Genomic DNA, 20,097 nt, shown 5'->3' with positions numbered 1-20,097 from the left:
AATGAGTCTGAAAGAAAAAACACAATCTCTGTTTGCTGAAAAATTTGGCTACCCTGCCACCCATACGATTCAGGCGCCGGGCCGCGTGAACCTCATAGGTGAACACACGGATTATAACGACGGCTTTGTATTGCCCTGCGCAATCGACTATCAGACGGTAATCAGTTGCGCCACCCGTGACGATCGTAAGGTTCGCGTGATTGCCGCTGATTATGATAATCAGATTGATGAGTTCTCGCTGGATGCGCCAATTGTGACCCATGACAGCCAGCAGTGGTCAAACTACGTGCGCGGTGTGGTGAAACATCTGCAACAGCGCTACAACCATTTTGGCGGTGCGGATCTGGTGATCAGCGGCAACGTTCCGCAGGGAGCGGGCTTAAGCTCTTCCGCGTCACTGGAAGTGGCCGTCGGAACGGTGTTCCAGCAGCTTTATCATCTGCCGCTGGACGGCGCGCAGATTGCGCTTAACGGTCAGGAAGCGGAAAACCAGTTCGTCGGCTGTAACTGTGGGATTATGGATCAGTTGATTTCCGCGCTGGGCAAGGCGGACCATGCCCTACTTATCGACTGTCGCACGCTGGGTACCAAAGCGGTATCGATGCCGAAAGGCGTGGCGGTGGTGATCATCAACAGTAACTTTAAGCGCACGCTGGTTGGCAGTGAATACAATACCCGTCGCGAGCAGTGTGAAACGGGGGCGCGCTTCTTCCAACAGCCAGCCCTACGCGACGTGACTCTGGCAGAGTTTAACGCCGTCGCCAGTGAACTGGATCCGGTGGTAGCAAAACGCGTTCGTCACGTTCTGACGGAAAACGCCCGTACCGTTGAAGCCGCCAGCGCACTGGAAAAGGGCGACCTTAAGCGCATGGGCGAGCTGATGGCGGAATCTCACGCTTCCATGCGCGATGACTTCGAAATTACCGTACCGCAGATTGATACGCTGGTAGAGATTGTCAAAGCGACCATTGGCGAGAAAGGCGGTGTACGCATGACCGGCGGCGGCTTTGGCGGCTGCATCGTCGCGCTCATTCCGGAAGCGCTGGTTCCGGCAGTACAACAGGCCGTTGCCCAACAGTACGAAGCCAAAACCGGCATTAAAGAAACCTTCTATGTTTGCAAACCATCACAAGGAGCAGGACAGTGCTGAACGAAACACCCGCACTGGCACCCGATGGTCAGCCCTACCGCCTGTTAACCCTGCGCAATAGCGCGGGGATGGTGGTCACGCTGATGGACTGGGGTGCTACATTGTTATCCGCAAGAATTCCGCTTTCCGACGGTAGCGTGCGTGAAGCTTTGCTGGGCTGCGCCAGCCCGGAGCATTATCAGGATCAGGCTGCGTTTCTTGGCGCATCAATTGGCCGTTATGCCAACCGTATAGCTGACAGCCGCTATACCTTCAACGAAGAAACCGTCACCCTTCTGCCAAGCCAGGGCGTTAATCAGCTCCATGGCGGCCCGGAAGGTTTTGACAAACGTCGCTGGCAGATCGTCAACCAGAACGAGCGTCAGGTGCTGTTCGCGCTGACTTCTGACGATGGCGATCAGGGCTTTCCGGGCCACCTCGGCGCGACGGCGCAGTACCGTCTGACCGATGACAATCGTATCTCCATCACCTATCGCGCAACGGTAGACAAGCCGTGTCCGGTGAATCTGACCAACCACGTCTATTTTAACCTGGATGGCGATCAGACCGATGTGCGTAACCATAAACTGCAAATTCTGGCAGAAGAATATCTGCCCGTTGATGAAGGTGGGATCCCGCGTGACGACCTGAAATCTGTCGCCGGAACCTCGTTTGATTTCCGCAGTACGAAAGCGATCGCCAGCGAGTTTCTTGCTGATGACGACCAGCGCAAGGTGAAAGGTTACGATCATGCCTTCCTGTTGCAGGCCAAAGGCGACGCCAAAACGCCTGTCGCGCGCCTGTGGTCAGCCGACGAGAAGCTCGAAATGGAGGTTTACACCTCTGCCCCAGCGCTGCAATTCTATTCCGGCAATTATCTGGCGGGGACGTCCTCACGCGGACCACAAGCCTACAGTGATTATCAGGGACTGGCGCTGGAGAGTGAATTCCTGCCCGACAGCCCTAACCACCCGGAATGGCCGCAGCCTGACTGCGTCCTGCGCCCTGGCGAAGAGTATTCCAGCCTGACGGAGTATCGCTTTATTCCGGCCTGATCGGCGTCTGTCATGTGCCCGATGACGAATGCGCATCGGGCATCCCCTTCTCTTCTTGCTCAAAACACCCGCAATCGAAGACAATATTGCAACTCATGATTCACAAGAACCTTACACTGTGCCACGATTTTCGCTATGGTTATGCCTAAGCGTTGCCACTGAGACGTCACGGCAATATAATGAGAATTATTATCATTAAATGAAGTTTGAGGAGTGAGGATATGGCTGTAACTAAGCTGGTTCTGGTACGCCACGGCGAAAGCCAGTGGAACAATGAAAACCGTTTCACCGGTTGGTATGACGTAGACCTGTCAGAGAAAGGCGTTGGCGAAGCAAAAGCGGCGGGTAAGCTGCTGAAAGCAGAAGGCTATAGCTTCGATTTTGCTTATACCTCTGTGCTGAAACGTGCCATCCATACGCTCTGGAACGTGCTGGACGAACTGGATCAGGCGTGGCTGCCGGTTGAGAAATCCTGGAAACTGAACGAGCGCCACTACGGTGCCTTGCAGGGTCTGAACAAAGCAGAAACCGCCGAGAAGTATGGCGACGAGCAGGTTAAACAGTGGCGTCGCGGCTTCGCGGTCACTCCACCGGAGCTGACCAAAGACGACGAGCGCTATCCGGGTCACGATCCGCGTTATGCGAAGCTGACCGATAAAGAGCTGCCGCTGACCGAGAGCCTGGCGCTAACCATCGATCGCGTTATCCCTTACTGGAACGAAACTATTCTGCCGCGTATTAAAAGCGGTGAGCGCGTGATCATCGCCGCTCACGGTAACTCGCTGCGTGCGCTGGTGAAATATCTGGATAACATGAGCGAAGACGAAATTCTTGAACTGAACATCCCGACCGGCGTGCCGCTGGTGTATGAGTTCGACGAGAACTTCAAGCCGTTGAAACGCTACTATCTGGGCAATGCTGATGAGATCGCGGCAAAAGCTGCGGCCGTCGCCAACCAGGGTAAAGCGAAGTAAGCCTTCCTGTGGTGCCTGATGGCGCTGCGCTTATCAGGCCTACGGACAGTTGTCTTCTGTAGGCCGGATAAGGCGCTTGCGCCGCCATCCGGCAAATAAAAAGCCGACTCAGTGAGTCGGCTTTTTTACTCCCTGAACTTAACCGCGACGGGCTTTCACCGCGCCGGCAAGCTGACGCAGTATGGCGTCAGTATCTTCCCAGTTAATGCAGGCATCGGTAATACTTTTTCCGTAAACCAGCGGTTCGCCGCTGTCCGGGTTTTGATTACCTTCAACCAGATGACTTTCGATCATCACGCCCATAATCGCCTTCTCGCCGCCTGCAATTTGCTGGCAAACATCAGCGCCGACTTCCATCTGCTTTTTAAACTGCTTGGATGAGTTGGCGTGGCTGAAATCAATCATGATTTGCGCTGGCAGACCGGCTTTTGCCAGACCTTCTTTCACCGCGGCAACGTGTGCTGCACTGTAGTTCGGCTCTTTGCCGCCGCGCAGAATGATATGGCAGTCACCGTTGCCACTGGTGTTTACAATTGCCGAATGGCCCCACTTGGTCACCGACAGGAAGCAGTGCGGCGCACCGGCTGCATTGATGGCGTCAATCGCCACTTTAATGGTGCCATCAGTGCCGTTTTTGAAACCCACCGGGCAGGAAAGACCTGACGCAAGTTCACGGTGGACCTGCGACTCAGTAGTACGCGCGCCGATTGCGCCCCAGCTCATGAGATCCGCCAGATATTGCGGAGTAATCATATCGAGGAATTCACCGGCGGTCGGCAGGCCGCCGTCGTTGATCTCCAGCAGCAATTTACGCGCAATGCGCAGGCCGTCGTTGATCTGGAAGCTGTTGTCCATATGCGGATCGTTGATCAACCCTTTCCAGCCCACGGTGGTACGCGGTTTTTCAAAATATACGCGCATCACAATTTCCAGTTCGCCCTTCAGCTCTTCACGCAGCGTCAGCAGGCGGCCAGCATATTCTTTTGCAGCAATCGGGTCATGAATTGAGCATGGGCCAATGACGACCAGCAAACGATCGTCATTACCTTTCAATATTTTATGTATGGCTTTACGCGCATGGGCAACCGTATTGGCGGCATTTTCTGTAGCGGGGAATTTTTCCAACAGTGCAACAGGGGGTAATAACTCGTTGATCTCTTTAATACGTAAATCGTCGTTCTGATAATTCATGATTATTCCAGTCTTGCCATACTTATAGTGATGAATGCAATCCCTCCAATCTATATCGTCAGTCAGAAAGTGTAAACGGGCTCTTACATTTTGCACGGATTAATCCTGGAATTAAGCCAAAAAACGCCAGAAAGTAGCGATAAACGAGATCTAACCTACAATTTTTAACTGTAACCACTCTGTTTGTGAATTTAACCAAGATTCTCTACTGGGTCATTATGCCCAGCTGAAATCTATACCATTGCCTGACCCTCACTGGCGTATGCACTGTTGGAAGACGATATCCGACATCTCAACCTTAACAGGAGCATCTTATGCAAATGACAAAATTGGCTTCACTTTTTCTTACTGCCACACTCACTCTTGCCAGCGGTGCTGCACTTGCCGCAGAAACCAGCACCCAAAGCAATAACGGACAAGAGAACGCCGCAGCGGATGCAGGCCAGGTTGCACCGGGTGCAAAAGAAAATGTCGCACCGAATAATGTCGACAACGACAATATCAACTCGGGCGGCACGATGCTCCATCCAAACGGAACCTCAACGACTCAGGACGGAATGACCAAGGATGAGGTGCATAAAAATACCATGTGTAAAGACGGTCGCTGTCCGGACGTGAATAAGAAAGTGGAAACCGGCGACGGTATGAATAACGATGTGGATACCAAAACCGATGGCACCACGCAGTAAAGCGTAAAACATCACGAATAATGGGAGAGCGCAGGCTCTCCTTTTTCATTTTATCGTTCCAAAAACGGTATGATGTCATACAGTTATAAGATTAATAATAAGGATGACATTATGGCGCACTCACACTCGCATACCTCTTCTCTCCTGCCCGAAGATAACAACGCGCGTCGCTTGCTGTTCGCTTTTGCCGTCACGGCGGGATTTATGCTGCTGGAAGTGGTGGGCGGGATCTTATCCGGTTCGCTGGCGTTGCTCGCTGATGCCGGACATATGCTTACCGATGCCGCGGCACTCTTCTTCGCCCTGATGGCCGTACAGTTTGCAAGACGGCCTCCTACGGTGAGGCACACTTTCGGCTGGCTGAGACTCACGACGCTGGCCGCGTTCGTTAACGCTATTGCTTTGGTCGTGATTACCATTTTAATCGTCTGGGAGGCTATTGAGCGCTTCTATTCGCCACGTCCCGTTGCCGGCGGCATGATGATGACCATCGCCGTCGCCGGATTACTCGCAAACATTCTGGCTTTTTGGATCCTGCATCGGGGAAGTGAGGAGAAAAACCTGAACGTGCGGGCAGCTGCGCTGCATGTGATGGGCGATTTATTGGGTTCTGTTGGTGCCATCATTGCTGCGCTGATTATCATCTGGACCGGCTGGACGCCAGCCGACCCCATTCTGTCAATACTGGTTTCGCTGCTGGTACTGCGTAGCGCCTGGCGCTTATTGAAAGACAGCGTAAATGAATTACTCGAGGGCGCGCCGGTGTCGCTGGATATCGCCGCGCTACAGCGCCATCTCAGCCGGGAAATCCCGGAGGTACGTAACGTGCATCACGTTCATGTCTGGATGGTGGGAGAGAAACCGGTAATGACTTTGCATGTTCAGGTGATCCCGCCACACGATCATGACGGCCTACTGGAGAGCATTCAGCACTTTCTCATCCACCATTACCAGATTGAACACGCCACCATTCAGATGGAATATCAACCCTGTCACGGACCGGACTGCCATCTGAATCAGAAGGTATCCGGTCATTCGCATCATCACCATTAATGGGACAGCGCGTGTGAGCCTCGTTCACGCGCGCTGTTAATCCACATCCGGCTACCGTTCAGGGCGATGAAGGTCAGAATCAAATATTCCAGCGACATCGCATAGACGCCCTGCAATGCAAAGATCACCACGCTAATCACGTTAATGACCACCCACAGCAGCCAGTTCTCCACGTATTTGCGCGTCATCAGGATCATCGCCACAATCGACAAGACCATCATGCAGGAGTCCCAGAACGGGAAGGCATCGGGCTGCAGATCCGGCACGACAACCTGTAACCCGAGCGTTTGCATGATATTCACGGCAATACGTGTCAGGAAGGCAAACACCGGGTCGATAAACACGGTCATCAGACCAATAGCGACCACGCAAACCGCCAGCCAGCCGAGCGCTTTCGGTAAAGGCAACCACCGAATTTTAAGTTCCGCTTCGTTTTGACTGATCTGCCGCGACCAGGCATACCAGCCGTAGATGTTGGCGGCAAAAAAGAAAACCTGTAGCAGCAGGCTGGCATAGAGTTGGATCTGGAAGAAAATGATCGCAAACAGCGTGACGTTAATCAGGCCGAAAAAGTAATTGCTGATCTTCTCCATACTGGCAAGCCCGATGCACAGAAGCCCGGCAATGGTGCCTACGGCTTCGATCCATGACAAATCGTAACCACCGGCGCCAATCGGAATATGTACCAGGATGTTCTGCGTGCTAAAAAAATCCATCTTTTCCCCCAGAGCGTTTATGTTATTTACGCACGTAGTGTAGCCGCAAATTCCAGCATGCGATTTAACGGCAATAATGCCCCTTCTCGCAGCGCCGCATCAACCTGAATCTCATGGGCTTCCCCACCCTGCTCCAGTCCTTCAGCAATCGCTTTAAGCCCGTTCATCGCCATCCACGGGCAATGAGCGCAGCTGCGGCAGGTCGCGCCTTCTCCGGCGGTAGGCGCTTCAAGTAATTCTTTATCCGGCACCGCCTGCTGCATTTTGTAGAAAATGCCCCGGTCGGTGGCGACGATCAGTTGTTTATGGGGCAACGTCTTCGCAGCATTGATCAGTTGGCTGGTAGAGCCAACTGCATCGGCCATATCAACGATCGACTGCGGCGACTCAGGGTGAACCAGAATCGCGGCGTCTGGATAAAGCCCTTTCATTCGCGCGAGCGCTTGCGTTTTAAACTCATCATGAACGATGCATGCCCCTTGCCAGCACAACACATCCGCGCCCGTCTGTTTTTGCACGTAATTACCCAGATGACGATCCGGTGCCCAGATGATTTTTTCACCTAAACTATCCAGGTGTTCAATGAGTTCTACGGCTATGCTGGAGGTCACGACCCAGTCTGCACGGGCTTTAACGGCTGCAGAGGTATTAGCATAGACCACGACGGTACGATCCGGATGGGCGTCGCAGAATGCGCTAAATTCCTCAATCGGACAGCCAAGATCGAGCGAACATTCGGCCTGTAAGGTCGGCATCAGGATGGTTTTTTCTGGGCTGAGGATTTTGGCGGTTTCGCCCATGAAACGCACACCGGCAACGAGTAGCGTAGAGGCCGGATGTTTTGCGCCAAAGCGCGCCATTTCCAGCGAATCAGAAATACAGCCCCCCGTTTCTTCAGCTAGCTGCTGGATTTCCGGATCCGTGTAGTAGTGAGCGACCATGACCGCATCACGCTCTTTCAGCAGCCGCTTTATTTTTTCCCGGTAGAATTGTTTCTCGTCGACGCTCAAGGGCGTCGGTTTCGGTGGAAACGGATAGATTGCGGCTTCAGGATCAAACATCACGCTCATCATGCATTCTCGTTTTACTGACTTAACGAAATCACCGACTCAAAACGTGACATACGCTGCAATCGGCTATCTTTGTTTTATATGCTAAACAAGATACTGGATTGGGTGAGAAAAGTCACATCAATTGCATGGGGCGTGTCATTGTCGGGAACGGTTTGCCGGATGGCGACTGACGTCTTATCCGGCCTACGGGTGCCACATGTAGGCCTGATAAGCGAAGCGCCAGCCGGCACAAATTCTGCGCATAGCAAAAAGGTGCCGCAAGCGCCCTCTTTTACACTGGTGGGTCGTGCAGGATGACTCGCTTCGCTCGCCCTTCGGGTCGTCGCCGCAAGCGACTCCGTTGTCTCACTGCGTTCGACTCGAACCTGCTGCAGGTTCGAATCTTTGAATTCTGCGCATAGCAAAAAGGCGCCTTTAGGGCGCCTTTTTACACTGGTGGGTCGTGCAGGATTCGAACCTGCGACCAATTGATTAAAAGTCAACTGCTCTACCAACTGAGCTAACGACCCCTTGCGGGAATTTTTACTTAATCATTCAGGATGGTGGGTCGTGCAGGATTCGAACCTGCGACCAATTGATTAAAAGTCAACTGCTCTACCAACTGAGCTAACGACCCATTCGGGTGCTGCCTGAAAGATTTTTGACTCGGTACCAATGTTTAAATTGGTGGGTCGTGCAGGATGACTCGCTTCACTCGCCCTTCGGGCCGTTGCTTAAGCAACGTTATCCTTCACGTTTAACATCTGAGTTCAATGTTAAATTTGGTGGGTCGTGCAGGATTCGAACCTGCGACCAATTGATTAAAAGTCAACTGCTCTACCAACTGAGCTAACGACCCGAGTGGTGGGTGATGACGGGATCGAACCGCCGACCCCCTCCTTGTAAGGGAGGTGCTCTCCCAGCTGAGCTAATCACCCGATACTACGCTGGATACTACTGACTAACAGAATTAGTGGTGGGTCGTGCAGGATTCGAACCTGCGACCAATTGATTAAAAGTCAACTGCTCTACCAACTGAGCTAACGACCCACTTTTGTGCTGCTTTCGGATGTTTGATATCCCGTGGCAACGGCGGCATATATTACTGATTTAAGATTTCAGCGCAACAAAAATTTCGATGTAGATCACTCAACTGCTTAGGAATCGCACGACACGACCAGAAATAATTCGATTTCTGGTCGCATGGTATGCATTACATCGCGTTAAGACGTTTTTGCGCTTGCTTCGCGCCATCAGTGCCAGGGTATTTGCTGATAACCTGCTGATAGACGGCCTTCGCTTTCGCGGTATCTCCTTTGTCCTGCATGATGACGCCAACTTTGTACATCGCGTCTGCAGCCTTAGGTGATTTCGGATAGTTTTTAACAACCGAAGCGAAATAGAACGCGGCATCATCTTTTTTACCCTTGTTGTAATTCAACTGACCCAGCCAGTAATTGGCATTCGGCTGATACGTTGAATCAGGGTGATTCTTGATGAAGTTCTGAAAGGCCACAATCGCGTCGTCCTGGCGGGATTTATCCTGCACCAGCGCAATTGCCGCATTGTAATCGGTGTTAGCGTCACCGCTTTGCACCGGTGTGCCTGAGGCTGCTGCCCCGGCATCAGGTGCAGGCGTGGCGCTGGTCGTCGCCCCGCTCTGATCACCACTCGCCGGCTGCGTCGCAGTACCTCCACTGTTCAGACTGTCCATCTGTAACAGGATCTGCTTCTGACGCTCAACCACCTGATTCAACTGATACTGACTTTCCTGGATTTGACCACGCAGGGAGTCGATATCGTTTTGGTTATCAGAAAGTTGTTGCTGGAGTTGGGTTAAAAGCTGGCTGTGAGCATTAGAAATACGCTCGAGTTGAGTGACACGGTCTTCGACCGAGCCTGAGCCGACACTACTGATTGGCGCCTGCGCAAAAGCGGCCCAGGGGGCCGCTATGCCAACCAGTAACGACAGACTCAATAGATGATGTCTGAAGTTACTGCTCATGCAATTCTCTTAGTAAACCAGTACGGCACGACGGTTTTTGGAGTAAGCCGCTTCGTCATGACCCAGTACTGCAGGTTTTTCTTTACCGTAAGAAACGATGGAGATCTGGTCAGCAGAAACGCCTTTACCCTGCAGGTACATCTTAACCGCGTTAGCACGGCGTTCGCCCAGGGAGATGTTGTACTCAGGCGTACCACGTTCGTCCGCATGACCTTCTACGGTGACTTTGTAAGACGGGTTGCTACGCAGGAAGTTAGCGTGTGCATCCAGCATTGCAGCGAAGTCAGAACGGATATCGTACTTGTCCAGATCGAAGTAAACGATGTTGTTCTGCTGCAGCTGTTGCATCTGCAGACGCGCTTGCTCTTCGGAGGACATGTTGCCGCTTCCGTTTGCATCCATACCAGTGCCGGCACCCAGCATGCCTTCGCTGCCGTCATTGCTGGCGTTCTTGTTAGAAGAACATGCCGCAATAGCCATAACAGGCAGAGCAATCATCAGCCCTTTCAGCACTTTGTTCAGTTGCATTTCTATGATTCCTTTAGTAATCAATTAATTATTATTTACAGATACGGCGACCAGGCAGGTGATTTTACCTGTCCATCAGTTGCCGGAATACGCGCTTTGAAACGCCCATCTGTAGAAACCAGATTTAGCACGGAACCCATCCCCTGAGAAGAGCTGTAGATTACCATAGTGCCGTTAGGTGCCAGACTTGGCGTTTCATCCAGGAACGTTGACGAGAGAACTTGCACGCCACCCGTTACCAGATCTTGTTTGGCAATGTGTTGCTGACCACCGGCCGAGCTTACCATTACCATAAATTTACCGTCGGCGCTGACATCAGCATCCTGGTTTTGTGAACCTTCCCAGGTAATACGCTGCGGCGCGCCGCCGTTAACGTTAATTTTATACACTTGCGGACGACCCGCCTGATCCGAGGTAAAGGCCAGGTTTTGGCTGTCCGGGAACCAGGTAGGTTCCGTATTGTTACTGCGACCATCCGTCACCTGACGGATCTGGCCAGAGCCGATATCCATCACGTACAGGTTCAGGCTACCGGTTTTAGACAGGGCAAACGCCAGCTTGCTGCCGTCCGGAGAAAACGCAGGCGCCCCGTTGTGACGCGGGAAAGAAGCCACCTGACGTACCGCACCGTTGGACAACGTCTGGATTACCAGCGCAGAACGACCACTTTCGAAGGTCACATAAGCCAGTTTAGAACCATCCGGTGACCACGCCGGAGACATCAACGGCTGTGGTGAACGGTGAACGGTAAATTGATTGTAACCATCGTAGTCGGAAACACGCAGTTCATAAGGGAACTGGCCGCCATTGGTCTGAACCACATAAGCGATACGGGTGCGGAACGCGCCTTTAATACCGGTCAGCTTCTCAAACACTTCGTCACTTGCAGTATGACCTGCATAACGCAGCCACTGTTTGTTCACTTTGTAAGAGTTCTGCGCCAGTACGGTACCCGGTGCGCCACCTGTGTCTACCAGTTGGTAGGCTACGTTGTAGGAACCGTCCGGATTCGGCGTTACCTGGCCGACAACCACGGCGTCAATCCCCAGCGCAGACCATGCCGCAGGCTGTACTTCCTGCGCTGTGCCCGGCTGCTGTGGCAGACGAGAACGGTCTAACGGATTAAATTTACCGCTGTTACGCAGGTCTGCACCTACGATGCCACCGATATCTTCCGGCGCGGCACCTGGCCCCGCCCACTGGAATGGCACAACGCCAATCGGGCGAGCCGTGTCCACCCCCTGGGTGATCTCGATACGCACTTCTGCGTGCAGCACCGCTGCCCACAGCATTAGAAAACCAAATGCTACTCGTAATGCCTGCTTCATCATATCTCCCTTATCCGGGCGGAAAGCCCACGATAATTTAGCAGAATGTTAACAAACTCAATTATACAAAACTACCAGAACCCAGCATTCCGGAAGATTCCTTCCCCATCGTGATGGGAAAAGCTTAGCTTACGGCTTAAAGTCCAACGGTGCGTTTTTAAATACTTCATATACTGCCTGGCTCGGCGGTTTTGGCAATTTCGCCTGCCGGGCTGCTGCAAGCGCGGCCTGGCAAAGGGCGGGATCGCCTCCCTCAGACTGAATATCAAGTAACAATCCGTCCGGTGCCAGTTTTATCCGCAGCGTACAGGTTTTCCCTGTATAGGAAGCGGCGTCATAAAACTTGCTTTCGATAGCAGATTTGATCTGCCCGGCATAGTTACTGATCTCTGCGCCTGATGCGCCGTTATTTTTAGTATTGCCGCTTCCCGCAGGAGAGGCGTTGCTGCCTTTGGCTCCTCCGCCCGTTTTCGGCGCATTCTTACCGGAGCTAAGGTCGCCAAGCAGATCGTCAACACCCGATGCCGCAGCCGCTTTTTCTGCGGCGGCTTTTGCGGCGGCAGCTTTCTTATCGGCAGCAGCTTTCTCCGCTGCAGCTTTTTTATCGGCGGCCGCCTTTTTATCTGCAGCAGCCTTTTTATCTGCCGCGGCTTTTTCTGCGGCCGCTTTTTTCTCAGCCGCCGCCTTTTCCGCCGCAGCGGCTTTGGCAGCAGCTGCTTTTTCAGCTGCGGCTTTCTTCTCAGCTTCCGCTTTAGCCTGCTTAGCGGCTTCAGCTTCGGCTTTTTTCTTTGCATCCGCTGCGGCTTTTACGGCTTCCGCTTCTGCTTTTTTCTTCGCGTCAGCTGCTGCTTTCGCCGCATCGGCTTCGGCTTTCTTCTGTGCTTCCGCCGCGGCTTTCGCCTGCGCCTCAGCTTTGGCCTTCGCATCTGCCGCCGCTTTCTGCGCCGCTTCTTCTGCCTGTTTTTGCTGTTCCTGCGCCTTCTTCGCGTCGGCCTCAGCCTGTTTCTGCTGTTCCTGCGCCGCTAAACGTTCTTTTTCAATCTGCTTTAGCCGTTCCTGTTCGGCAGCCTGTTTTTCGCGCAGCTCTTCCGCCTGCTGTTGCTCCAGTTTTTCGCGCTGCTCTTTTGCACGCTGCGCGCTTGACTGTTGCTGCTGCTGACGTTCGTACTGCTGAACCACGGCGCCAGGATCAACCATGACAGCATCGATGGAAGAACCACCGCCGCCGCCCGCTGATGCCTCAATATTCTCATCGAACGAACTCCAGATCAGCGCTGCAAATAAGATGACATGCAGCACCGCTGAAATAATTATCGCCCGTTTGAGCTTGTCGTTTTGTTCGGTTGCCTTTGACACTCTCGGTTCCCAAAAACTGTTCGCCTGTTACACGCTTTCTTACAAGCCAGCGACGTAACTATCAGATTGGCTGCGTCATCAAGCCAACCGACTTCACGCCCGCACTGTGTAACAAGTTCAGCGCTTTAATTATTTCATCGTAAGGTACGTCTTTCGCACCACCGATTAAGAAGACTGTTTTCGGATTCGCTTCCAGGCGGCTTTTCGCTTCCGCGATAACCTGTTCCGGTGGGAGTTGATCCAGACGATCTTTCTCAACCACCACGCTGTACTGCCCTACTCCGGATACTTCTATAATCACCGGCGGATTGTCGTTGCTGCTCACGGCTTGCGACTCGGTCGCATCCGGCAGGTCAACCTCCACGCTCTGCGTAATGATCGGTGCGGTTGCCATAAAGATCAGCAGCAGCACCAGCAGTACATCGAGCAACGGTACGATGTTGATTTCGGACTTCAGGTCGCGACGACCACGTCCACGCGATCTCGCCATGGCTTACCCCTTGTTGCTCTCGCTAACGGTAAACGCCTGACGGTGCAGAATCGCGGTGAACTCTTCCATAAAGTTGTCGTAATTCAGTTCCAGCTTGTTCACGCGCTGGTTCAGACGGTTGTACGCCATTACCGCCGGAATCGCTGCGAACAGACCGATCGCCGTGGCAATCAGCGCTTCCGCGATACCGGGCGCAACCATTTGCAACGTTGCTTGTTTTACCGCGCCCAGGGCGATAAACGCATGCATGATCCCCCAAACGGTACCAAACAGACCGATATACGGACTGATTGAACCCACGGTGCCGAGAAAAGGAATGTGCGTTTCCAGCGTTTCCAGTTCACGGTTCATGGAGATACGCATCGCACGGGATGCCCCCTCAACCACCGCTTCCGGCGCATGACTGTTCGCCCGATGCAAACGCGCAAACTCTTTGAAACCGCTATAGAAGATTTGTTCCGATCCAGAGAGATTATCACGGCGTCCCTGGCTCTCCTGATACAGGCGAGACAGTTCGATTCCGGACCAGAATTTATCTTCAAACGCTTCAGCTTCGCGCGCTGCCGCGTTGAGAATACGGGTCCGCTGGATGATGATAGCCCAGGATGCGATTGAAAAACCAATCAAAATCAACATGATAAGTTTAACCAGAAGGCTCGCCTTCAGGAACAAATCAAGGATATTCATGTCAGTCACTGCTTAAACTCCGCGACAATAGACTTGGGAAGCTTACGAGGCTTCATTTTGAGTGGGTCAACGCAAACAATCAGAACCTCTGCCTCATTGAGCACGGTGTTCTCTGCGTTGACAATGCGTTGCGTGAAAACCATACAGGTGCCACGCATTGACGAAATTTCTGTTTGTACTTCGAGCATATCGTCGAGCCGCGCAGGCGCATAATATTCCAGCGTCATTTTGCGGACCACGAAAGCAACTTGCTCTGCGAGCAGCACCTGTTGACTGAAGTGGTGATGACGCAGCAACTCAGTACGCGCTCTTTCATAAAAAGCGACATAGCTGGCATGGTAAACCACACCGCCAGCGTCGGTATCTTCGTAATAAACGCGAACCGGCCAACGGAATACATACTTATTCACTTTACATCCCGGTAATGCAACAAAAGAGAGTAATTTTCAACGCTGCTACTATACGCGCGCTATTAAGGCTTGGGAATGGGGAGAGGTTAAGGGAGAGTAAAAATTTATGGGCTTATGCAAGCCCATAACTATTTAAGGATATTTCTTATTCAAAAGAAGAAGAACAGTCCGATCAAAAGCACGATGTCGGCCAGCAGCGGGGAGAAAATTCCCTGCCAGTGCACGGCGTTAGGGCGAAAACCTACGCCATGAATGACCCCTGCACACACCGCCCACATCAGCAGCAACCCGTGCCAGATTTCCAGCTCGCTGGTTTTAGCCGCAAAGCGGGAGGGATCCCAAAACATACATCCTGCTAACACTAACGCCATTACTAAAGAAAGCGCCCTTAACGGGCGCTTGTCCATCGCGTTATAGAGCATCGCGATTAGCTGGGTCATTAGTGTTCTTCTTGACCGGCTTTTCCTGCCTCGACGTGCTCAAGGGCCAGCGCGGTGATGATCCCAAATGCACAGGCAAGAAGCGTTCCCAGAATCCAGGCGAAATACCACATATCGTTGCTCCTTACTTAGTACAGAGAGTGGGTGTTGCTTTCAATGTGTTCTTTGGTGATGCGGCCGAACATTTTCCAGTAACACCAGCTGGTGTAGATGAGAATGATCGGTACAAACACCGCAGCAACCCAGGTCATCAGGTTCAGCGTCAGCTGGCTGGACGTTGCATCCCACATGGTCAGGCTCGCATTCATCATGGTGCTGGAAGGCATCACGAACGGGAACATCGCGATACCGGCAGTCAGGATGATGCAGGCCAGCGTCAGAGAAGAGAACAGGAATGCCCATGCCCCTTTCTCCATACGTGACGTCAGGATCGTCAGCAGCGGCAGAACCACACCCAGAGCCGGAACCAACCACAGGATCGGCGCCTTGTTAAAGTTCACCAGCCATGCGCCCGCTTCACGTGCAACTTCTTTGGTCAGCGGGTTAGACGCTGCGTGATGATCAACCGCGGAGGTCACAACATAACCATCGATACCGTACATTACCCAGACGCCTGCCAGAGCAAAGCAAACCAGAGTCACCAGCGCAGCAATCTGCGAGGTTGCACGGGCACGCAGGTGCAGTTCACCCACCGTACGCATTTGCAGGTAGGTCGCGCCCTGGGTGATGATCATCCCAACGCTCACGACGCCAGCCAGCAGACCAAACGGGTTCAGCAACTGGAAGAAGTTTCCAGTGTAGTACAGACGCAGGTACTCATCGATATGGAACGGTACGCCTTGCAGCAGGTTACCGAATGCCACGCCAATTACCAGCGGCGGGACAAAGCTACCCACGAAAATGCCCCAGTCCCACATATTGCGCCAGCGGGTGTCTTCAATCTTAGAGCGGTAGTCAAAACCGACCGGACGGAAGAACAATGACGCCAGCACCAGGATCATCGCCACATAAAAGCCGGAAAACGCAGCGGCATAGACCATCGGCCAGGCAGCAAACAGCGCGCCACCGGCGGTGATCAGCCAAACCTGGTTACCGTCCCAGTGCGGGGCGATGGAGTTAATCATAATTCGACGTTCGGTATCGTTACGACCGAGGAAACGGGTGAGCATGCCCACCCCCATGTCGAACCCATCGGTGACCGCAAAACCAATCAGCAGAATGCCAACCAGCAGCCACCAGATAAAACGTAGTACTTCATAATCGATCATTTGACGACTCCTGTCTTAGCGTGCCGGCTGAGAAGCCACGGTGGACTGCTCGTAGTGATAGCGACCGGTCTTCAGGCTGCTTGGGCCAAGGCGTGCAAACTTGAACATCAGGAACAGTTCTGCCACCAGGAACAGGGTGTACAGGCCACAAATCAGGATCATGGAGAACAGCAGGTCACCGACCGTCAGCGACGAGTTCGCCACCGCCGTTGGCAGTACCTCACCGATAGCCCACGGCTGACGGCCATATTCGGCAACAAACCAACCTGCTTCTACGGCAATCCACGGCAGCGGAAGACCATACAGCGCGGCGCGGAGCAGCCATTTCTTCTCGCCGATGCGATTACGAATCACGCTCCAGAAGGAGAACGCAATGATGACCAGCATCAGGAAGCCACAGGCCACCATGATACGGAACGCAAAGTACAGTGGCGCAACGCGTGGAATAGAATCTTTCGTGGCCTGTTGGATCTGTGCTTCGGTGGCATCAGAAACGTTATCTGTATAGCGTTTCAGCAGTAAACCGTAACCAAGGTCTTTTTTCATACTGTTGAACTGCTCGCGAACGGCCTTATCGGTCGTACCGGCACGCAGTTGCTCCAGCAGTTCGTACGCTTTCATCCCGTTACGGATACGCTCTTCATGCTGCACCATCAGATCTTTCAGACCGATAACCGGCGTGTCGACTGAACGTGTGGCAATAATACCCAGCGCGTAAGGGATCTGGATCGCCAGTTTGTTTTCCTGGGAATCCTGGTCCGGAATACCGAACAGGGTAAAGGCAGCCGGAGCGGGCTGAGTCTCCCACTCTGCTTCGATGGCAGCGAGTTTGGTTTTCTGCACGTCGCCCATTTCGTAGCCGGATTCATCACCCAGAACAATAACAGACAGCACGGCAGCCATACCAAAGCTGGCAGCGATAGCGAAAGAGCGTTTCGCGAAGGCAATGTCGCGGCCTTTCAGCAGGTAGTAAGCGCTGATACCAAGAATGAACATCGCACCAGTGACATAACCTGATGCCACAGTGTGAACAAATTTCACCTGGGCTACTGGGTTCAGTACCAGTTCTGCGAAGCTCACCATTTCCATACGCATGGTTTCAAAGTTGAAATCCGACGCGATAGGGTTCTGCATCCAGCCGTTTGCGACCAGAATCCACAGTGCAGAGAGGTTGGAGCCAAGTGCAACCAGCCAGGTCACCGCCATGTGCTGAACTTTGCTCAGACGATCCCAGCCGAAGAAAAACAGACCGACAAAGGTGGATTCAAGGAAGAAGGCCATCAAACCTTCGATCGCCAGCGGCGCACCGAAGATGTCACCTACATAGTGGGAATAATAAGACCAGTTAGTCCCGAACTGGAACTCCATGGTCAGCCCGGTTGCCACCCCCAGAGCGAAGTTGATACCAAACAACTTGCCCCAGAACTTAGTCATATCTTTATAAATCTGTTTGCCGGAAAGGACGTAAACCGTTTCCATGATGGCCAACAGAAACGCCATACCGAGCGTTAGTGGCACAAACAGGAAGTGGTACATCGCGGTCAAGGCAAACTGTAAGCGCGACAGTTCGACTATATCTAACATTATGACTCCTTGCTCATCGCATGAAGACTCCGAGAGTGAACCCCGTTAGAAAGGATCACACGCATGCCCCAATACAAATTATCTGTTCGCTCTCACCTTGACCGTTTCTTAGAAAAGAAACAAAAAGGGCGAAAGGTTACAAATGTGTTAATAAACAACTCAAATTGATCCCGCAATTATATTACGCCGCAAAATCCTTACAATAAACAGGTTTTTATTGAATGAAATTTGCATTTTTCGACAGTGATCAATATATAGCGAATTTATCGCTTTTTCACCATCTTGATCGGCGATCAATTTATCGCGTTTCGTGAGCTTTTACCAATGATTAAACCTTGATTTAAATCAATATCAGTGGTTTTTGTTAACAATGTTTAAGTGCAGTAATGTGAGTAACCATCATGTTGCATGCATGTGTCATTTTGAAAAAATGAAGTAACTGAGAGTTGTGTTAATTATGAATAAAGTTGGTTTAACTGGCTTGAAATTGCGTTCTGATCTTTTTCGGAGCGAAAAAATCTACCGCATCGGATGCTGAGTTATTTGGAAGGTGAATAAATTTAATATTTATTTTTCACATCTACTTTACCTTTTCAATAAAATGAATTAACACCCCTCTGTTATTATTATGTTATCAATAAAGCCACGCTAAACGTGGCTTTTGTTCGTTTGCTGGCTATTTAGACAATAAATGCCACCGCCCGGTCACATTTCGGGAAGAAATGCACACAGACGGCAGACACTTTCAACCTGCCAAATTACATTTTCGCCTTCACGCGGGCGATCGCCGCTTCATAGACAGGCTTATTTCTTTGCGCATTTGCCAGCAGGTAGTGCTGTAAAGCATCGGCATTTTGACCTGCATTTTCATATATCTTCGCGATGTTGTAATACGAGTTCGCGCGCGTCGTGGCTGCATTCGCGCCACTGGCTAACGAAATCGCTTTACGGTTCGCCCAAATCGCTTCTGCAATTTTGCCGTCTTTCTGGTAAACCAGCCCCAGGTTACTAAACGCCTGACCGTAACTGCCGTCTAATTCCGTGGCCTGTTGGAAAAGCTGAATCGCCTGCTCAAGTTGACCGTCTTTATAAACCGCCTCCCCTTCACGATTATATTCTCGCGCCAGTTCAGGATCGCGACGGGTTGGGAAAGATTCAGTAGCCGGGCTGTCAGTTGTTGCCAGTACCTCAGGCAAATCATCAACGCTACGAACGTTACTACTGAAGTTCACACCGGTGACTGTGTTGATATCTTCAAACTCACCGTTAGGATTAAGCCTGAATACGGTCCAGATATTGCCCTTTTTCCCGACCGGAACGCTGTAACTGCGCACCAGAGAACTGCCTACGTAGACAAACACTTTGGCACTGCTGGCAGAGAGTTCACTCCCGTAAGGCAACCCCCGGTTGGTAAAATCCTGTACCGCATAGGTATAGCTTTCGCCGAAATGCTTTTTAGTGATAGTGATGGTTTCGGGGCCGAAGCTATCAACATCATCGACATCAAGATTGGCATCCTGACCGTCTTTGCGTTCGAAATAGATATGTCCACCCGGGAACATCAGATGCGAATCCAGATCGGCAGGGTTTTTACCCCAGCTCAGCACCACGCGCATCCCATCCAGATGGGTCATCACCGGACTGACGGCATAGGTCATACCTGCACAGGGGCACTTCACTACCAGATTTGAATAACCGTCTTTTTTGACGATCAAGAGTGAATCCTGATCGTCCGGGAATGTCGACGTGAGAACCGCCTGACCGGTCGCATTAGTGGTAGCGGAAACGGACCGTGCGCCATTGCGCTGTAGCGTTACCGTAGCCCCTTCAATGCGCTTATCTTTGACTGTCGCACTCAGAATATCGACGTTAACCGGCGCCGCGATGCTGCCCGCACTGAACCCCGCCAGTGCCAGAGCGAGAGGCAGAATACTTTTCTTCATCCATAAGTCCTTTTAAGAGATCCGAGAATTTACGCGGCATTATTACGTGAATAATTAGAAAGAGAAGCGTTCGGCTGATTTTTCGGAATTTGCACAGAGGAAAAGATGGGGGTAAAAAAAAGGCCATCATCAGATGGCCAACCATGTCGAAACATTTTCAGTTCTTGCCCCTTCACCACGGGTTAATGAAGGGGTGAAC

Annotated in this window: 20 protein-coding genes, 5 tRNA genes and 1 other RNA gene; 5 read left to right on the top strand and 21 right to left on the bottom strand. The window is 52.1% G+C overall.

The genetic code is table 11. The annotated features are described in order from the left end of the window. Nucleotide 1: 1 nt before the first annotated feature. The 3 genes from galK (at nt 2) to gpmA (ending at nt 3,158) form a co-directional block, all read left to right on the top strand. The gene (gene galK, locus HVY19_RS06875) at nt 2–1,150 is read left to right on the top strand and encodes a galactokinase (protein ID WP_181683587.1); all 1,149 of its coding nucleotides are present in this window, start codon (nt 2–4) and stop codon (nt 1,148–1,150) included. Then, nucleotides 1,144–2,184, top strand: a complete 1,041-nt coding sequence (galM, locus tag HVY19_RS06870; protein WP_181683586.1) for a galactose-1-epimerase — start codon at nt 1,144–1,146, stop codon at nt 2,182–2,184. Before galK ends, galM begins: the two co-directional genes overlap by 7 nt. A 221-nt stretch (nt 2,185–2,405) precedes the next feature. Then, the gene (gene gpmA / locus HVY19_RS06865; protein WP_181683585.1) at nt 2,406–3,158 is read left to right on the top strand and encodes a 2,3-diphosphoglycerate-dependent phosphoglycerate mutase; all 753 of its coding nucleotides are present in this window, start codon (nt 2,406–2,408) and stop codon (nt 3,156–3,158) included. Nucleotides 3,159–3,296: 138 nt separating this feature from the next. Here the strand turns inward: gpmA and aroG are convergent, their stop codons facing one another. Beyond that, on the bottom strand, nt 3,297–4,349 hold the full coding sequence (gene aroG, locus HVY19_RS06860) for a 3-deoxy-7-phosphoheptulonate synthase AroG (RefSeq protein WP_181683584.1): 1,053 nt from the start codon (nt 4,347–4,349) through the stop codon (nt 3,297–3,299). Nucleotides 4,350–4,663: 314 nt separating this feature from the next. On the opposite strand from aroG, the gene HVY19_RS06855 reads away from it, so the two are divergent. Together HVY19_RS06855 and zitB are read left to right on the top strand one after the other, a co-directional pair. Beyond that, a complete protein-coding gene (locus HVY19_RS06855) occupies nt 4,664–5,038 on the top strand; it encodes a YbgS-like family protein (RefSeq protein WP_181683583.1) in 375 nt (124 codons plus the stop codon). 111 nt (nt 5,039–5,149) lie between these two features. Beyond that, on the top strand, nt 5,150–6,091 hold the full coding sequence (gene zitB / locus HVY19_RS06850; RefSeq protein WP_181683582.1) for a CDF family zinc transporter ZitB: 942 nt from the start codon (nt 5,150–5,152) through the stop codon (nt 6,089–6,091). Here zitB and pnuC read toward each other — a convergent pair. The 20 genes from pnuC to HVY19_RS06750 all read right to left on the bottom strand — a co-directional run bounded on the left by pnuC (nt 6,088) and on the right by HVY19_RS06750 (nt 19,898). Continuing rightward, nucleotides 6,088–6,807 (bottom strand): nicotinamide riboside transporter PnuC, encoded by a 720-nt coding sequence (pnuC, locus tag HVY19_RS06845; RefSeq protein ID WP_181683581.1) that lies wholly within the window; start codon nt 6,805–6,807, stop codon nt 6,088–6,090. The two genes, zitB and pnuC, sit on opposite strands and share 4 nt — an antisense overlap. A gap of 26 nt (nt 6,808–6,833) precedes the next feature. Beyond that, complete coding sequence (gene nadA / locus HVY19_RS06840) at nt 6,834–7,877, bottom strand: quinolinate synthase NadA (protein ID WP_181684232.1); 1,044 nt, start codon at nt 7,875–7,877, stop codon at nt 6,834–6,836. 280 nt (nt 7,878–8,157) lie between these two features. After that, nucleotides 8,158–8,291: non-coding RNA, RtT sRNA (locus HVY19_RS06835), on the bottom strand. Between the two features lie 22 nt (nt 8,292–8,313). Further along, nucleotides 8,314–8,389: transfer RNA gene (locus HVY19_RS06830), tRNA-Lys, on the bottom strand. A gap of 31 nt (nt 8,390–8,420) precedes the next feature. Continuing rightward, nucleotides 8,421–8,496: transfer RNA gene (locus HVY19_RS06825), tRNA-Lys, on the bottom strand. Nucleotides 8,497–8,642: 146 nt separating this feature from the next. Further along, a tRNA-Lys gene (locus HVY19_RS06820) sits at nt 8,643–8,718 on the bottom strand. Between the two features lie 3 nt (nt 8,719–8,721). Beyond that, nucleotides 8,722–8,797 (bottom strand) — tRNA-Val (locus HVY19_RS06815). A 36-nt stretch (nt 8,798–8,833) separates the two neighbouring features. Then, a tRNA-Lys gene (locus tag HVY19_RS06810) sits at nt 8,834–8,909 on the bottom strand. Between the two features lie 163 nt (nt 8,910–9,072). Beyond that, nucleotides 9,073–9,864, bottom strand: a complete 792-nt coding sequence (cpoB, locus tag HVY19_RS06805) for a cell division protein CpoB (RefSeq protein ID WP_181683580.1) — start codon at nt 9,862–9,864, stop codon at nt 9,073–9,075. A gap of 9 nt (nt 9,865–9,873) precedes the next feature. After that, complete coding sequence (gene pal, locus HVY19_RS06800) at nt 9,874–10,392, bottom strand: peptidoglycan-associated lipoprotein Pal (protein WP_006685431.1); 519 nt, start codon at nt 10,390–10,392, stop codon at nt 9,874–9,876. Nucleotides 10,393–10,427: 35 nt separating this feature from the next. Further along, on the bottom strand, nt 10,428–11,720 hold the full coding sequence (tolB, locus tag HVY19_RS06795) for a Tol-Pal system beta propeller repeat protein TolB (RefSeq protein WP_181684231.1): 1,293 nt from the start codon (nt 11,718–11,720) through the stop codon (nt 10,428–10,430). A 129-nt stretch (nt 11,721–11,849) separates the two neighbouring features. Beyond that, nucleotides 11,850–13,076, bottom strand: a complete 1,227-nt coding sequence (gene tolA / locus HVY19_RS06790) for a cell envelope integrity protein TolA (protein ID WP_181683579.1) — start codon at nt 13,074–13,076, stop codon at nt 11,850–11,852. Nucleotides 13,077–13,137: 61 nt separating this feature from the next. After that, nucleotides 13,138–13,566 carry a colicin uptake protein TolR gene (gene tolR, locus HVY19_RS06785; RefSeq protein WP_181683578.1) on the bottom strand — a complete coding sequence of 143 codons (429 nt, stop codon included), beginning with the start codon at nt 13,564–13,566 and terminating at the stop codon, nt 13,138–13,140. Between the two features lie 3 nt (nt 13,567–13,569). Continuing rightward, a complete protein-coding gene (gene tolQ / locus HVY19_RS06780) occupies nt 13,570–14,262 on the bottom strand; it encodes a Tol-Pal system protein TolQ (protein ID WP_181683577.1) in 693 nt (230 codons plus the stop codon). Beyond that, the gene (ybgC, locus tag HVY19_RS06775; protein WP_181683576.1) at nt 14,259–14,663 is read right to left on the bottom strand and encodes a tol-pal system-associated acyl-CoA thioesterase; all 405 of its coding nucleotides are present in this window, start codon (nt 14,661–14,663) and stop codon (nt 14,259–14,261) included. The genes tolQ and ybgC overlap by 4 nt, the downstream gene beginning before the upstream one ends. A 149-nt stretch (nt 14,664–14,812) precedes the next feature. Further along, a complete protein-coding gene (gene ybgE, locus HVY19_RS06770; RefSeq protein ID WP_181683575.1) occupies nt 14,813–15,103 on the bottom strand; it encodes a cyd operon protein YbgE in 291 nt (96 codons plus the stop codon). Then, nucleotides 15,103–15,216, bottom strand: coding sequence for a cytochrome bd-I oxidase subunit CydX (gene cydX / locus HVY19_RS06765; RefSeq protein WP_155106656.1), 114 nt, complete (start codon nt 15,214–15,216; stop codon nt 15,103–15,105). The genes ybgE and cydX overlap by 1 nt, the downstream gene beginning before the upstream one ends. Before the next feature lie 15 nt (nt 15,217–15,231). Next, nucleotides 15,232–16,371 carry a cytochrome d ubiquinol oxidase subunit II gene (gene cydB, locus HVY19_RS06760; RefSeq protein ID WP_181683574.1) on the bottom strand — a complete coding sequence of 380 codons (1,140 nt, stop codon included), beginning with the start codon at nt 16,369–16,371 and terminating at the stop codon, nt 15,232–15,234. 15 nt (nt 16,372–16,386) lie between these two features. After that, the gene (gene cydA, locus HVY19_RS06755) at nt 16,387–17,955 is read right to left on the bottom strand and encodes a cytochrome ubiquinol oxidase subunit I (RefSeq protein ID WP_181683573.1); all 1,569 of its coding nucleotides are present in this window, start codon (nt 17,953–17,955) and stop codon (nt 16,387–16,389) included. A gap of 758 nt (nt 17,956–18,713) precedes the next feature. Continuing rightward, nucleotides 18,714–19,898: a tetratricopeptide repeat protein gene (locus HVY19_RS06750; protein WP_181683572.1), complete on the bottom strand. Its 1,185-nt coding sequence runs from the start codon at nt 19,896–19,898 to the stop codon at nt 18,714–18,716. Between the last annotated feature and the right edge of the window lie 199 nt (nt 19,899–20,097).

The organism is Citrobacter sp. RHB25-C09 (assembly GCF_013836145.1).
In the GTDB taxonomy this organism is placed as follows: Bacteria; Pseudomonadota; Gammaproteobacteria; order Enterobacterales; family Enterobacteriaceae; genus Citrobacter_A.
Note: the sequence above shows the minus strand (reverse complement) of the source record. Positions and strands in the feature narration are given on the sequence as shown.